The 13,102-nt window shown below is 58.7% G+C and carries 10 protein-coding genes; 4 read left to right on the top strand and 6 right to left on the bottom strand.

Annotation, left to right across the window (positions count from 1 at the left end):
- Positions 1-15: 15 nt before the first annotated feature.
- Complete coding sequence (locus IGS58_RS00505; RefSeq protein WP_034778817.1) at positions 16-1,038, bottom strand: ABC transporter substrate-binding protein; 1,023 nt, start codon at positions 1,036-1,038, stop codon at positions 16-18.
- Positions 1,039-1,095: 57 nt separating this feature from the next.
- Positions 1,096-2,211 carry a porin gene (locus IGS58_RS00500; protein WP_230520395.1) on the bottom strand — a complete coding sequence of 372 codons (1,116 nt, stop codon included), beginning with the start codon at positions 2,209-2,211 and terminating at the stop codon, positions 1,096-1,098.
- A gap of 225 nt (positions 2,212-2,436) precedes the next feature.
- Here IGS58_RS00500 and IGS58_RS00495 point away from each other — a divergent pair, with 225 nt between their 5' ends.
- The gene (locus IGS58_RS00495) at positions 2,437-3,354 is read left to right on the top strand and encodes a LysR family transcriptional regulator (RefSeq protein ID WP_070281784.1); all 918 of its coding nucleotides are present in this window, start codon (positions 2,437-2,439) and stop codon (positions 3,352-3,354) included.
- Positions 3,355-3,368: 14 nt separating this feature from the next.
- On the opposite strand, the gene rsmA is transcribed toward IGS58_RS00495, so the two are convergent.
- The 4 genes from rsmA to IGS58_RS00475 form a co-directional block, all read right to left on the bottom strand.
- Positions 3,369-4,148, bottom strand: coding sequence for a 16S rRNA (adenine(1518)-N(6)/adenine(1519)-N(6))-dimethyltransferase RsmA (gene rsmA / locus IGS58_RS00490; protein ID WP_034778823.1), 780 nt, complete (start codon positions 4,146-4,148; stop codon positions 3,369-3,371).
- A 52-nt stretch (positions 4,149-4,200) separates the two neighbouring features.
- Positions 4,201-5,250, bottom strand: a complete 1,050-nt coding sequence (gene pdxA / locus IGS58_RS00485; protein ID WP_034778825.1) for a 4-hydroxythreonine-4-phosphate dehydrogenase PdxA — start codon at positions 5,248-5,250, stop codon at positions 4,201-4,203.
- Positions 5,251-5,269: 19 nt separating this feature from the next.
- Entirely contained in the window at positions 5,270-6,658 is a 1,389-nt protein-coding gene (locus tag IGS58_RS00480) for a peptidylprolyl isomerase (protein ID WP_230520394.1), read from the bottom strand.
- Positions 6,659-6,761: 103 nt separating this feature from the next.
- Complete coding sequence (locus IGS58_RS00475) at positions 6,762-8,714, bottom strand: LPS-assembly protein LptD (protein WP_230520393.1); 1,953 nt, start codon at positions 8,712-8,714, stop codon at positions 6,762-6,764.
- Between the two features lie 6 nt (positions 8,715-8,720).
- On the opposite strand from IGS58_RS00475, the gene IGS58_RS00470 reads away from it, so the two are divergent.
- The 3 genes from IGS58_RS00470 (at position 8,721) to IGS58_RS00460 (ending at position 13,048) form a co-directional block, all read left to right on the top strand.
- Positions 8,721-9,053, top strand: a complete 333-nt coding sequence (locus tag IGS58_RS00470) for a hypothetical protein (RefSeq protein ID WP_230520392.1) — start codon at positions 8,721-8,723, stop codon at positions 9,051-9,053.
- A 1,099-nt stretch (positions 9,054-10,152) separates the two neighbouring features.
- The gene (gene ltrA / locus IGS58_RS00465) at positions 10,153-11,856 is read left to right on the top strand and encodes a group II intron reverse transcriptase/maturase (protein ID WP_230520391.1); all 1,704 of its coding nucleotides are present in this window, start codon (positions 10,153-10,155) and stop codon (positions 11,854-11,856) included.
- 124 nt (positions 11,857-11,980) lie between these two features.
- Positions 11,981-13,048 carry an aminoglycoside phosphotransferase family protein gene (locus IGS58_RS00460; protein ID WP_230520390.1) on the top strand — a complete coding sequence of 356 codons (1,068 nt, stop codon included), beginning with the start codon at positions 11,981-11,983 and terminating at the stop codon, positions 13,046-13,048.
- Positions 13,049-13,102 lie beyond the last annotated feature (54 nt).

The raw sequence follows: 13,102 nt of genomic DNA, 5'->3' as shown, positions 1-13,102 counted from the left end.
TTCTCCTCGTCACCACTATTTGCTCATGGCCTTGTTCCACTGCGTCATCCAGTTCGTGCGCTGCTTGAGGATGGTTTCCGGCTTGACGAATTTCAGCGAATTGATCTGGTCGGCGCCATAGGTATTGAATTGCGCGGCCGCCACCGAGAGGCGCACGTCCTTGTTGACGGGCGAGTCGACCAGATTGGTGGCCAGCTGCGTCTGCACTTCCTTGGACAGCCAGAAATCCATCAGCTGGTAGGCCAGGTCCGCATTCTTCGAACCGGCGACGATGCCCATCACGTTCATGCCGGCCGCCTGGCCTTCGGCCGGGATGCTCCATTTCAGGGGCAGGCCCGTCTTGAGCATTTGCGACCAGGTAAAGCGCGCCACGGGAGCGGCCCAGATTTCATCCTGGGCGAACAGGGCCGCCAGCTGCGCGCTGTTTTTCGAGAACGTGACGACGTTGCCCTTCATGCCGACGATCTTGGCAAAGCCGGTGGCGTAGTCGTCCGTCTTGCCGCCCCAGGCCGCATCGGCCATGCGCAGCATCAGGGGACCCTGCGTGGTGCTCACGTCGGGGAAGGCCACGCGGCCCTTCAGTTCAGGGCGCCACAGGTCCTTCCAGGACGTCAGCGGGGCGATCTTGTCGCTGCGGTACACCAGGCCGACCGAGTACAGCGTATAGCCGACGGCGAAGTTGCCGCCGATCGGGTTCTTCGCCACGTCGTACAGGGCTTTGTAATTGCTCAGCTTGGAGTAATCCATGGGCTGGATCACGCCCTTTTGCGCCGCTTCCAGCATGCCGGAATCGGACAGCAGCACCAGGTCGATCACCGGGTTCTTGCTGTGCACTACCAGCTTGGCGATACGGTCCGCGTTATTCCCCGTTTCCACCTTGATATCGCAACCGCATTTGGCCTTGAACGGCTCGTACACATACTTCATGAACAAGGGCTGGGCAATCGGATAGGCCGAAATGACCAGCTCGCGTTTTTCCGCGTGGGCGGCGTTAGCCAGCAAGCCTAGGCTCAACGCCAACATGAGGTGCTTTTTCAAGATGCTTCCTTTCAGGGGACGGCGCTGGGGGACAGCGCCTGTAAAGATGAATCAGACTCAGAAATAATGTCGCATGCCAACGATCAGCACGCTTTGCGTCTTGCCGCCCGAGGCGCCGAAACCGAACACGCGGGCGAACGTCGCGTCGCCTGCCGCTTTCTGGTAGCTCCAGGTGATGGCGACATCGGTGCGCTTGGACAGGAAGTAATCGGCCTGGAAGTTGACCTGATGCCATTTCGGCGTCTTGTTGATCACGTCATATTTACCGGTGGTAAAGAAATACGACGCACCCAGGTTCAGCGCTTCCGTCAGCTTGTGGTTCACGTTCAAGTCCACGTTTTGCAAGGTCAGATTGCTTTGATCCAGGTAGTGGTAGCGCACGTTGGTGTACAACGCGCCAAACTTGGTCTTGCCCACATTATAAAAGCCTCCCGTGCCGGCGATGGCCTGGCTGTTCACGCCGGCGCCGCTGACGGCGCTCTTGTTGAAGATCAACAAGGAGCTGCCATAGTCATTGCCGATGGCGCCATTCGGCGCGTCCGGGCTGTTCGGGCGATCCATCTTGGTGTAGGCGACGGCCCAGCTGAAGGCATCGACCTTGTAGCCGGCACCCATGCTGTAGACGCGGTTGCGGTTGGCATCTTCCGGGTTTTCGCTGAAGCCGTACAAACCCGTGAACGACAGGTTGCTGATGTTCGGGCTGACATACTTGACGGCATTTTGCACGCGCAGGTTGTTGTAGCCATTATCGTTGTCGCCGATATGCACGCCATTGCTGGCAATGACGACCGGGCCCAGCAGGTCCTTGACGGCTTCGTACTGGCGCCCCAGGGTGAGCGTACCCTTGTCATTGCTGGACAAACCCACATACGACTGGCGGCCGAACAGGCGCCCGCTTTGCGACGCCGTGCCCGTCATGACGTTAAAACCGTTTTCCAGCACGAAGATGGCCTTGGTGCCGTTGCCCAGGTCTTCCTGGCCGCGAAAACCGATGCGGGGATTCTGATTCGTGCCGCTCAACGCATGCGTGCGGCTGCCCTTGCCCTCATCCGACACATAGCCGATACCGGCCGACAGCAAGCCATACACTTGCACGCTGCTTTGCGCCTGCGCCGCGCCCTGCGCCGCCAGCAAGCCACCCACTACCATCGTTCCCGTCATCCATTTGTTCATCGCCGCCACCCTAAAAAGAATAAACCCTGAGTTTTTTTGGAATTATTTTATTGATGCGTCCCTTGCATGGCGTGCTAGCGCGAGTACCGGCGCCGCCTGGCAAGCGCTTCTCTGAAGATTGTTGCCTTCAAGACAAGTAAAGACCAGTCCAGAATATGGTAAATTGCGGGATAAGAAAATTTGTTTATTTTTATAAATCCATTACTTTTTCTAATAAGCAAACCCATGCATGAGTTGAGCAAGAAGATTTCCTTACGACATTTACAAGCGTTTTCCACCTTAGCCCGGGTAAACAGCTTCAGCAAGGCTGCACAGGAATTGTGCGTGACCCAGCCAGCCCTCAGCGCCTCGATCAAGCTGCTGGAAAATCAACTGGGGAAAAAGTTGTTTAACCGCACAACCCACCAGCTGGAACTGACGCGCGAAGGCAAGCTGGCGCTCGATTACGCCACGCATTTATTGAATACGGCGAGCAATACCTTTGCCGACATCCAGCGCGCCATCGGCAGCGGCCGGCACCGCATCCGCATCGGCGCCATCCCGTCGGCCATGGCGATGACAGCCGTCGTGGTGGCGCGCTACTGCGAGCAGCATGGCGACGAAGTAGAAATCGTCCTGTCGGACATGCCCAACGACGGCTTGCTGCACGCCCTGCATTCTGGCCAGCTGGACTTTTGCGTGGGTATCGAGGTGCCCGGTTCCGTGTCGCTGGAAAGCGTGGGCCTGTTCGAAGACGAGCTGGTGCTGGTGACGGCGGGGCGCCATGCGCTGGCGCCGCTCAAGGAAGTGCGCTGGGAGCAATTGGCGGGGCAGGAAATCGTCGTGTTTACCAAGGGCAGCATCTGGGAATTCGCCTCGAGCGCGCTGCGTCAGCATGGTTTGAGCCCGTCGAGCCTGTACCAGATGATCCACAGCGAGTCGCTGTACGGCGTGGTGCGCGCCGGCATCGCCGTCGGCATCATGCCCAGCCTGTACACGACTTTCCTCAACGACGAGGACCTGCACGTGGCGCCGCTGCGCCAGCCCACCTGCAAGCGCAAGATCGCCTTGATGCGGCGCAATGAAATCAGCCGCAACCACCATGTCGACGACTGCTTTTCCGCCCTGAGACAGGATCTGCAGCAGGTCGACCAGTGGTTTTGAGTTAAACCGGGGGCTTAGGCCGGCGCCTTCAGCAAATTCGCCAAGGCCACGTATTGCTCAAGTCCCACGGTTTCCGGACGCAGGGTCGGATCGATGCCGGCCGCCTTGATCTGTTCTTCCGTAAACATCCCGGCCAGACAGTTGCGGATCACCTTGCGGCGCTGCGAGAACGCCTTCATGACGACCGCTTCCAGGGTGGCCTGGTCGCACGCCAGGCGCTCGGCCACGGGGATCATGCGCACGATGGCCGATTCCACTTTCGGCGGCGGATCGAAGGCCGTCGGCGGCACGATGAACAGCAGCGACATGTCATAGCGCCATTGCAGCATCACGGACAGGCGGCCATATGCCTTGCTGCCCGGTTCGGCCACCATGCGCTCGACGACTTCCTTTTGCAGCATGAAATGCTGGTCCTGTACCAGCGGTGCGAAGTCCGCCAGGTGGAACAGCAGCGGGCTGGAAATGTTGTACGGCAAGTTACCCACGATGCGCAGCTTCTGGCCGGCCGGTACGGGGATTTGCGCGAAATCGAATTTCAGCGCGTCGCCCGAGTGGATCGTCAGCTTGGCCGGATTGAACGTCTTTTCCAGGCGCACGATCAGGTCGCGGTCCAGTTCCACCACGTGCATCTGCTTCAAATGGCGCAGCAGCTGCTCCGTCATGGCGCCCAGGCCGGGGCCGATTTCGACCATGGCATCGTCCGGCTGCGGCCCGATGGCGGCCGTGATGTCGTCGAGGACGAAGCGGTCATGCAGGAAGTTCTGGCCAAAGCGTTTGCGGGCAACGTGTTTCATATTCTGTTTTTCTATTCTAGGGGCGGTGTAGCGGGGTAAAACCGGTGGGCGATCAGGCGCGGCTGCTGGCGCGCAGCATGTCGAGCGCCGTTTGCAGGGCTTGCTCCATGCTGTGGCAATCGGCCAGCCCCAGCCCTTGCGCGGCCAGGTCCAGCGCCGTGCCGTGGTCGACCGAGGTGCGGATCAACGGCAAGCCCAGGGTGATATTGATGCCGCGCCCGAAGGTCGCGTATTTCAGCACGGGCAGGCCCTGGTCGTGGTACATGGCCAGCACGCAATCAGCATCGGCCAGGTATTTGTGCTGGAACAAGGTGTCGGCCGGATACGGCCCGCGCGCATCGATGCCGCGCGCTTGCGCCGCGGCAATCGCCGGGGCGATGACATCGATTTCCTCGCGTCCCAGATACCCGCCCTCGCCCGCGTGCGGGTTCAGGCCGGTGACCAGGATGCGCGGCGCGGCGATGCCGAATTTCTGTTGCAGGTCGGCCTGGATGATATCCAGGGTGACGGCCAGGCTGTCCATGGTGATGGCAGCGGACACGTCCTTCAATGGCAGATGCGTGGTGGCCAGCGCCACGCGCAGGGTCGGTTCGCCATGGCCGGGTTCGCCGGCCAGCATCATCACCACTTGCGGCGTGCCGGTTTTTTCCGCCAGGTATTCCGTATGGCCGGAAAAGGCCACGCCGGCATCGTTGATCGTGCTTTTTTGCAAGGGCGCCGTGACCATGGCGCCAAACCAGCCGGCCTGGACACCTTCCACGGCCGCGTCCAGGGTCGCGAGCACGGAACGCCCGTTTTCCTTGTCGAGTACGCCAGGAATGACATTGTTAACAGTGGGAATATCGATCACGGCCAGGCGGCCAGACCCGAACTGGGGCAGGCCGCTGTTGCGCACGGCTTGCAGCGACAGCGCCGCCAGGCGGATGTCCGGATCGATCAGGCTGGCCGTCAGCGCCAGGAAGGCAGCGTCGCCCAGCAGGATGCAGTTGACTTCATTGCGCATGGCCCAGGCCGCGCGTATGGAGATTTCCGGGCCGACACCAGCCGGTTCGCCACAGGTAATGGCGATGGCAGGCCGGCGTGCAAGGGGCAAGTTACTCATGCGCAATGAATCAGCCGCATTACTGATCGTCCGCGCGGAATTCGACGTAGGCACGGTCGCGCACTTCGCGCGCCCAGTTTTCCGTCGCTTCTTCCAGCTTGCGTTCGCGCAAGGCATTGCGCGCAGCGGCGCGCTGCTTCTCTTTCGAGACGTCATCACTCTTGCGTTCCAGCACTTCGATCAGGTGGAAGCCAAAGCTCGATTCGATCGGCTCGCTCACTTCGCCCGGTTTCAGCGCATTCATCGCCGTTTCGAATTCCGGTACGGTATCGCCTGGATACAGCCAGCCCAGGTCGCCGCCCTTGGCGGCCGAACCGTCGTTCGAGAACAAGCGGGCCAGGTCTTCGAACTTGGCGGCCTTGTTATCGAGACGCTCTTTCAATTCCGACAATTTTCGCTTGGCTTCGGCCGCCGACAAGGTCGGCGTTATTTTCAGCAAGATATGGCGGGCATGCGTCTGCTGCACGGCGGCGACGGCTTGCGCCTCGGCAGCACTGCGGCGGTCCACCAGCTTGAGGATGTGGAAGCCCGTATTGCTCTTGATGATAGGCGTGATCTGGCCCGGCTTCAATTTCAGCAACTGTTCCGTGAACAGGGGCGGCACGCGGTCGCTATGGCGCCAGCCGATATCGCCGCCGCTCAGCGCATCGCTGGCGTCGGAATAGGTAGCGGCCATCTTGGCGAAATCGGCGCCCGTGCGCAGCTGGCGGCTGACTTCTTCGGCGCGCGCGCGGCGTGCGGCGATCTGTTCGGGGCTGGAATTTTCCGGAATGCGCACGAGAATCTGCGCCAGGTTCAGTTCCACCTGTTCGCTGGCGGCCGCTTTTTCCGCTTCCAGGAAGTTATCCACTTCGGAATCGGAAATCTGGATCTTGGCGTCGACTTCATGCTCGCGCAGGCGCTGCATGATGATTTCATCGCGGATTTCTTCGCGGAAGGTCGCAAACGGCGTGCCTTCTTTTTCCATCTGGTTGCGCAGCTCTTGCACCGTCATTTTTTGCTGTTCAGCAATACGGCCAATCGCGCGGTCCAGGGTCAGGTCATCCACGCGCACGCCCATTTCCTTGGCCAGCTGCATTTGTGCGCGTTCAACAATCATGCGCTCGAGCAATTGACGACGCAGGTCGGCAGGATCGGGCAAGGGCACGTTCTGCGCCTTCATGCGCTGCTCCACGCTCTTGATACGGGCCGCCACTTCATTGCGCGTAATCACCTCGTCATTGACGACGACGGCGATGGAATCGATGGTCTGGCCACTGCTCGAGGCCGGTGGCGTAAACCCCTTGACCGGCGCCGCGGCAGCGGGCTTGGCGGCAGGCGCTGGCGCAGCCTGTTGCGCCCAGACACTACTGGTCGTGGCGCCGGAAATGGCGCACAACAAGACCGTTGCAATTTTGAGTTGGTGCATACTGGCATTACGCATAATGTGTAGAGCGCTCATGAGTTCAGGTGAATAAAAAAACCGGTTTGTGCCGGCGCCGGGAACACCGGCGGCGGCAACGGTGCCTATCTTAACGGAGTGGCTGGCTCAGTGTCTGGTAACCGGGGATGGTTTTTGTAAAAGTTTCCAGGCCATTCGCGCCCAGACCCAGGCCATTCGACAAGCCCGTCAATTCCAGCTGGAAGAAGATCGGCGTCGAAACAGTCTTGGACGTCGTCACGAAACGCTGCGCGCCCATGCGGAACACCCAGCAGTCGCCCTTGTATTCCAGGCCGACCAGGCTTTCCAGCATGCTGCGATCCTTCACGGAGTAACTGATGCGGCCCACGCCATACAGGCGGTCCGTCAACGGCCATTGGGTCGATACTTCCGCATTGCGCCAACCAGCATCTCCACGCTGGAAACGGCTGCCGAAATTCAATACTTTCTTGGCACCGGGCTGATATTGCAAGGTGTAGTTGTAGTTCATCAACTGGCGGTCGCTGGGATTGTACTGCACCAGGCTATCGACGGTCCAAGTCTCGGACACGCGGCCCGTTGCCGCCAGCAGGATATCCGAACGCGACTGGTTGACGGGCGTGGTCGAATTGAGTTGCACGCGCTGGTCGGCAAAATAGAAACGCTGGCCGAAGGTCAGGCGCATGCGCTCGGTACCGTCCGACTGCAGGAAACGCGATACCAGGGCGGCCGTGACCTGGTTGGCATCGCCGATGCGGTCGCTGCCGACAAAACGGTTTTCCGTGAATATCTGCGTCAGGTTGAACGTGCCGTCGGCCGTATCGAATTTCGGAAACTGCGACTGGTCGCGGTACGGCGTGTAGACGTAGAACAGGCGCGGCTCCAGGGTTTGCGTGCCGCCCTTGGCGCCAAACAGATTCGTGTCGCGTTCAAACACCAGGCCGCTGTCGACCGAGAAGGTCGGCACGGCGCGCGTAAACGAGGTCGTCGTGAACTGCAGCGCCTTTGTCCTGGCGTCGTTATCGAGCTGATACGCGCTGGCATTGAGCATCAGCTTGGGCGTGACGAAGTAGCCCGGACGCACGATGGGGAAACTCACCTGCGGCACGGCCACGAGGCGCGACCCCTGCACCAGGGTCGGGTGGGCGAAGCGCGTCGCTTCCGCGTCAAAGGTCCAGTCGAAGCCGCCCCAGACGTCGTATTTGCCAGCGTGGAAATTCACCGCGGGCAAGCGGTCATACGGGCGCGGCACGGTCACCGTGGGATCGGGATCCTGCAGCACCTGGTAATTCTGCACGCGCGCCGTCAGGCTCCAGTCCTCGGTGCGGTAATCGGTGCGCAATTCGCGCAGCAACTGGCGCTCGGTAGCGGTGGCGACGGTTTTCGAAAAATCGTTCGGGTAATTATTGTCGGACGCCTCGCGCAGATCCCAGCTGTAACTCCAGCCCTTGGCCAGCGCCTGCTCATGCTTGGACTTGATCATGTAGCGGTTGGTCTTGGTCTGCTTGTCGTTAGGCAAGAACTCAAACGACGTTTCGCCCTGGTACAGGCCTGCATCCGTCTCGCCCATGTAGCGGCCTGCCGCACCGAGCTGGATGCCGCGCCGCTGTATGTAGCGAGGGAACAGGGTCAGGTCGCGGTTCGGCGCGATGTTCACGTAATACGGCATCAGCAGCTCGAAACCGTTCTTCGAGGCAAAGCCCGGCGTGGGCGCCAGCCAGCCCGAGCGGCGCGCACCCGACAGCGAAAACGAAATGCCAGGCGTGCCCAGAATCGGCACGTCCTTGAAATAGATGATGGTCTTGCTGCCGGTGCCCACGTCGCGGCCCGTATCGAGGTTCAAGGTGCTCGATTTCAGGTACCAGTCCGGATTCGGCCCTTCGCAGGTACTGTAAGTACCGTCGATAACAGTGGCTTCGTCGGGATTGATGAAGTCGACGCGCTCGGCCTTGCCCTGGCCGCCGCCCACTTCGAAGCGGTACGTCGGGTTGAGCAGGAAACCTTTGCCGGTCTCCATGTTCAGCTTCAAGACGTCGCCCGTGTAGTAATCGCCGAAACGCCACATCTTGATATGGCCCTCGGCGTCGAACTGATCTTCAACTTGTTTGTAACAAGCTGTATCTGCCGTCATTTTTGTGGTTTTTCCGCGTTCAATCACGACATTTTTATCGAGATTGATCTCCCTTTCGGGGCGTCCGTTCATGCTGTTCGCCGTCATGACGGTGGGCGCGTCGGGATCTTCCACATGAACCGGGCGCGGCGCTTTCTGGGCGTGGACAGGCACCGTCGTGGCGGCGACGAGCGCGCTGATGGCGAAAGCCCAGCGCTGCGAAGGGGGGGAGGCCGAAAACCAGCTCATGAATTGGAAGGGGCAAGCACCATGACAGGCGATTTTTTGATTTGAATCCCTTATTATATGGGAATCTGTGCGACACGCCTTAAAGCTCGGGTAGCTGGCCCCGGTCGCAACGTAGCAGTAACGGCTAGCAGCGCAGGAACTGCGCAGGCAAATCCCTGGTTTACCAGTGATAAAACAGTGAGGGGCTCCCCGGAGTACCCATTTTTAGCAAGACAAGACACGCTACGAGAAGGTGCCTTGTCAGTCTTATACGCCCGCCGAATCACCGGCGAGTAGCTATTCCTTTGCCTGTTTTGTTTACATAAAACATTGAAACTGTAGTTTATTTGCAAAGCTTGTGGATATTTTACATTTGCTTACAATTTTCTATATTTCAACAGCTCTCTGCAAGACTCGGTTTTCTCTCAGCTGAGTCATACCCGAGTGAAACTCTTCGATATCTTGTCATGCTTCAGTGTTGCAACTGCTGCCATGACCAGATGTACGACCATCTGTCACCTACTTGAGTGTGCGTCGCCGGTAACGGCGGGGTGCAAAGCCTCAGGGACAACGTACCCCCATTCTTTTCCGGCAGCCCGGCGTGCGAACGCCTGGCTGGAGACTGCGAGCAGCGATGCGGTCCAGGAGCTAGGTGAATGCTGCAAGGGCAATGTTATGTGAACCATCGTTTGAACCCTCGTAAATATTAATAGGCCAAAGCTGCTGGCAGGCCTAAACCAAACGGTACGTGGCTGGTTATCTCCGTGGATTCTGGGGATACGTCGTCATTCAGCCACCGGGGGAAAGATGGGCCCTAAACAGCCAGTCGCGATGTAGCTGTCGCGTCGATATCGTTGGGAACGTGGTAAGCCCGATTCCCTGCCGCTCGATCAAAGAACCGAGATAGCGGCAAGCAAACCGCAAGGCACGCCCTTGGGGGAGCGGGTAGAGGAGGATGGAGAAAGCGAATGCCGGGCTGTAATGGTCCGGATAGGGATTCAAGATTTGTCCCGGCCTGAAAAGGTGCCCACTTCCATCTGGTGTAATAGTCGTCATACGACTGTACTGGCTCCAGGCAGTCATCATTTTCAACCACCCCGAAGGGATGCAGCTCACCCTTCGGGGATGCGCTGTGTCTCGTCGGAACAACTACACGAGGTTCAGCATGAAAGTAACCGCCAGCAGTCTTGCAGGTTCTGCGTCCTCGCACGTGCCAACTGAATGGGTCGCCATCAACTGGCGGCTCGTACAACGCAACGTGAGAGCCATGCAGCATCGATTAACGAAGGCTACACAGGAAGGCGACTGGCGCAGGGCGAAAGCGCTGCAAAGGTGGCTAACCCACTCGTTCAGCGCGAAAGCGCTGGCAGTCAAACGAGTGACAGAGAATCAAGGCAAACGAACCGCAGGCGTGGACCAGCAGTTGTGGGACTCAGCAACGCAGAAGTTCGCTGCCATTGCGCAGTTGAAGAAACAAGGCTATCGGCCCCTGCCATTACGGAGGGTCTTTATTCCCAAGTCAAATGGAAAGATGCGCCCACTGGGCATCCCTACCATGCGGGACCGGGCGATGCAGGCACTTCACCTGTTGGCCTTGGATCCGGTCTTGGAAACGCTGAGTGATCCCAACTCATACGGGTTTCGCAAAAATCGCTCAACGGCCGATGCGATGTCGCAAATTTTTCTCCAGACCTGCCGGAAAGTCTCGGCAACCTGGGTGTTGGATGCGGATATCGAAGGTTTTTTCGACAATATCAACCATCAATGGCTGGTCGACAATGTCTTCATGGATAAGTTGATCCTGTCTAAATGGCTGAAATCCGGGGTAGTTGACCGGAAGCAATTGATGGCAACCACAGCTGGAACGCCACAGGGCGGCATCATCAGCCCTGCCCTTGCGAATTGGACGTTGAACGGCCTGGAGACTGAACTGATTGCGCACCTCGGTGCGAAATTCGGCAAGTCAAAGGCAGGCAAGCTCAAAGTCGGTGTCGTGCGATATGCGGACGATTTTGTCGTTACCAGTGGATCGAAGGAATTGCTGGCGACGGAAATCAAGCCTTGGATCGAAGCATTTCTTGCAGTCAGAGGATTGCGACTGTCCAGTGCCAAAACCAAGATCGTGCACATCGATGAGGGCTTCGACTTCCTGGGGTGGAACTTCCGAAAATATTCCGGGACACTGCTCATCAAGCCAAGTAAGAAGAACATGAAAGCGTTCTATGAAAAGCTGAGGAAGACGATCAGCGAAAACATCGGGGCGAAGCAGGAGAATCTCATTCGATTGCTGAACCCCATGCTGCGGGGCTGGGCGCAATATCACAGCCCTGTAGTCGCCAAAGAGGCGTTTTCGACGATGGAGTCGCTGCTGTACTGGCGGCTTCGTCGCTGGGCCATGCGCAGGCATCCGAAGAAAACCGACAGTTGGATACGCGACCGATACTGGCGCCCAACCGAGAGTGGAAATCGGATGTTTGCAGCGGACGTTGTCACAAAGAATGGCAATAAGGCCATGAAGGAACTGTACTCGTTACCAGGTACAGCGATTCTGCGTCACACGAAGATCAAGGGCGGCTATCACCCCTACGATCCGCAATGGGAACTGTACGGCGAAACCCTTCGGCAGGAACGCATGTTGAAAAACATGTCTTACCGGCGTGAGTGGGCCAAGCTCTACCTCGACCAACGTGGCTTGTGCGCTCTGTGTGGATACGAGATGAACATGGAAACCGGATGGCATGACCACCACATGGAACACCGTGTGGCAGGTGGTTCCGACGCCCTTGGAAATCGCGTATTATTGCACCCAAATTGCCATATAAATGTGCACGCAAACGATTTACACGTTGCGAAGCCGGTCCCTGCATAGGGACTTTTATTATGCTTGAGCCGTGTGCGGTGAAAGTCGCACGCACGGTTCTTAGGGGGGAGAGCTTCCAGCAATGGGGTTCTCCTACCCTCCGCACCATCAACCCGATTCCACAGGCCGCTTAATGTCATTCTCCCCCAATTCCTCCACCGCGCCGGCCTCCGCCGACGCTCGCCTGACCCTGTTGAAAGCCTGGTTGACCTCGCTTAACCTCGTCGCGCCCGAATCCGCCCGTCCCGCTTCCAGCGATGCCAGCTTCCGCCGCTACTACCGTCTCGATGTGCTGCCAGGCAATACAACATTACCAGGAAGCACACTGATTGCCATGGATGCGCCGCCCGAGCGTGAAAACGTGCCCGCCTTTGTCAAGGTGGCCGGCTTGCTGAAAGGCGCTGGCGTGTCCGTGCCCGAGATCATCGCGCAAGACCTGGAGAATGGCTTCCTGCTGCTCTCCGACCTGGGCACGACCACCTATCTCGACGCCCTGAACCACGATAACGCCAGCGTGCTGTACGCCGAAGCGCTCGAGTCGCTGATGAAAATCCAGCTGGCCAGCCAGCCCGATGTCTTGCCGGAATTCGACCGCGCCTTCATCCTGCGCGAAATGAATCTGTTCCCGGAATGGTTTATCGGCAAACACCTGGGCGCCACCTTGACGGATGTGCAACAGACCCAGCTGGACAAGGTTTTCGAAGCGATTACGGCGAATATCTTGTCGCAGCAGCAAGTGTTCATGCACCGCGACTACCATTCGCGCAATTTGATGCACATCAACGATGGTTCCATCCCCAATCCCGGCATCCTCGACTTCCAGGATGCCGTCTTCGGCCCTGTCACCTACGACATCGCCTCGCTGCTGCGCGACGCGTATATCCAGTGGGATGAAGAACTGGTGCTCGACTGGGTGATCCGCTACTGGCAGCGCGCCAAGCAGCTGGGCTTGCCAGTCAATCCCGATATCGACGCCTTCTACCGCGATTTCGAATTCACGGCCCTGCAGCGCCACCTGAAAATCCTCGGCCTGTTCGCGCGCCTGAATTACCGCGACGGCAAGGATCTGTACATGGGCGACCTGCCAACCGTGCTCGACTACGTGCGCAAGACGGCCAACCGCTATACGGAACTCAAGCCGCTGGTGCGTTTGTTGGACGCCCTCGAAAACAAGACGCCGCAGGTCGGCTATACGTTTTAGGCACTTTCCCGCTGCGCGGCATACCCGCGCAGCCGACTTACCGATACTGAAAAC

It is taken from the genome of Janthinobacterium sp. EB271-G4-7A (genome assembly GCF_020858075.1).
GTDB classification, from domain to species: domain Bacteria; phylum Pseudomonadota; class Gammaproteobacteria; order Burkholderiales; family Burkholderiaceae_D; genus Janthinobacterium; species Janthinobacterium lividum.
The sequence above is the reverse complement of the archived record's forward strand: the minus strand, read 5'-3'. Positions and strand labels throughout refer to the sequence as shown.

Coding starts and splice junctions, on each gene's coding strand:
- IGS58_RS00495 (WP_070281784.1), top strand. CDS start 2,437: ATGCATGAGTTGAGCAAGAAGATTTCCTTACGACATTTACAAGCGTTT.
- IGS58_RS00475 (WP_230520393.1), bottom strand. CDS start 8,714: ATGTGGCGTTTCGGCGATTACTACACGGGCGACGTCTTGAAGCTGAAC.
- rsmA (WP_034778823.1), bottom strand. CDS start 4,148: ATGAAACACGTTGCCCGCAAACGCTTTGGCCAGAACTTCCTGCATGAC.
- ltrA (WP_230520391.1), top strand. CDS start 10,153: ATGAAAGTAACCGCCAGCAGTCTTGCAGGTTCTGCGTCCTCGCACGTG.
- IGS58_RS00460 (WP_230520390.1), top strand. CDS start 11,981: ATGTCATTCTCCCCCAATTCCTCCACCGCGCCGGCCTCCGCCGACGCT.
- IGS58_RS00500 (WP_230520395.1), bottom strand. CDS start 2,211: ATGAACAAATGGATGACGGGAACGATGGTAGTGGGTGGCTTGCTGGCG.
- pdxA (WP_034778825.1), bottom strand. CDS start 5,250: ATGAGTAACTTGCCCCTTGCACGCCGGCCTGCCATCGCCATTACCTGT.
- IGS58_RS00480 (WP_230520394.1), bottom strand. CDS start 6,658: ATGCACCAACTCAAAATTGCAACGGTCTTGTTGTGCGCCATTTCCGGC.
- IGS58_RS00470 (WP_230520392.1), top strand. CDS start 8,721: ATGGCCCTCGGCGTCGAACTGATCTTCAACTTGTTTGTAACAAGCTGT.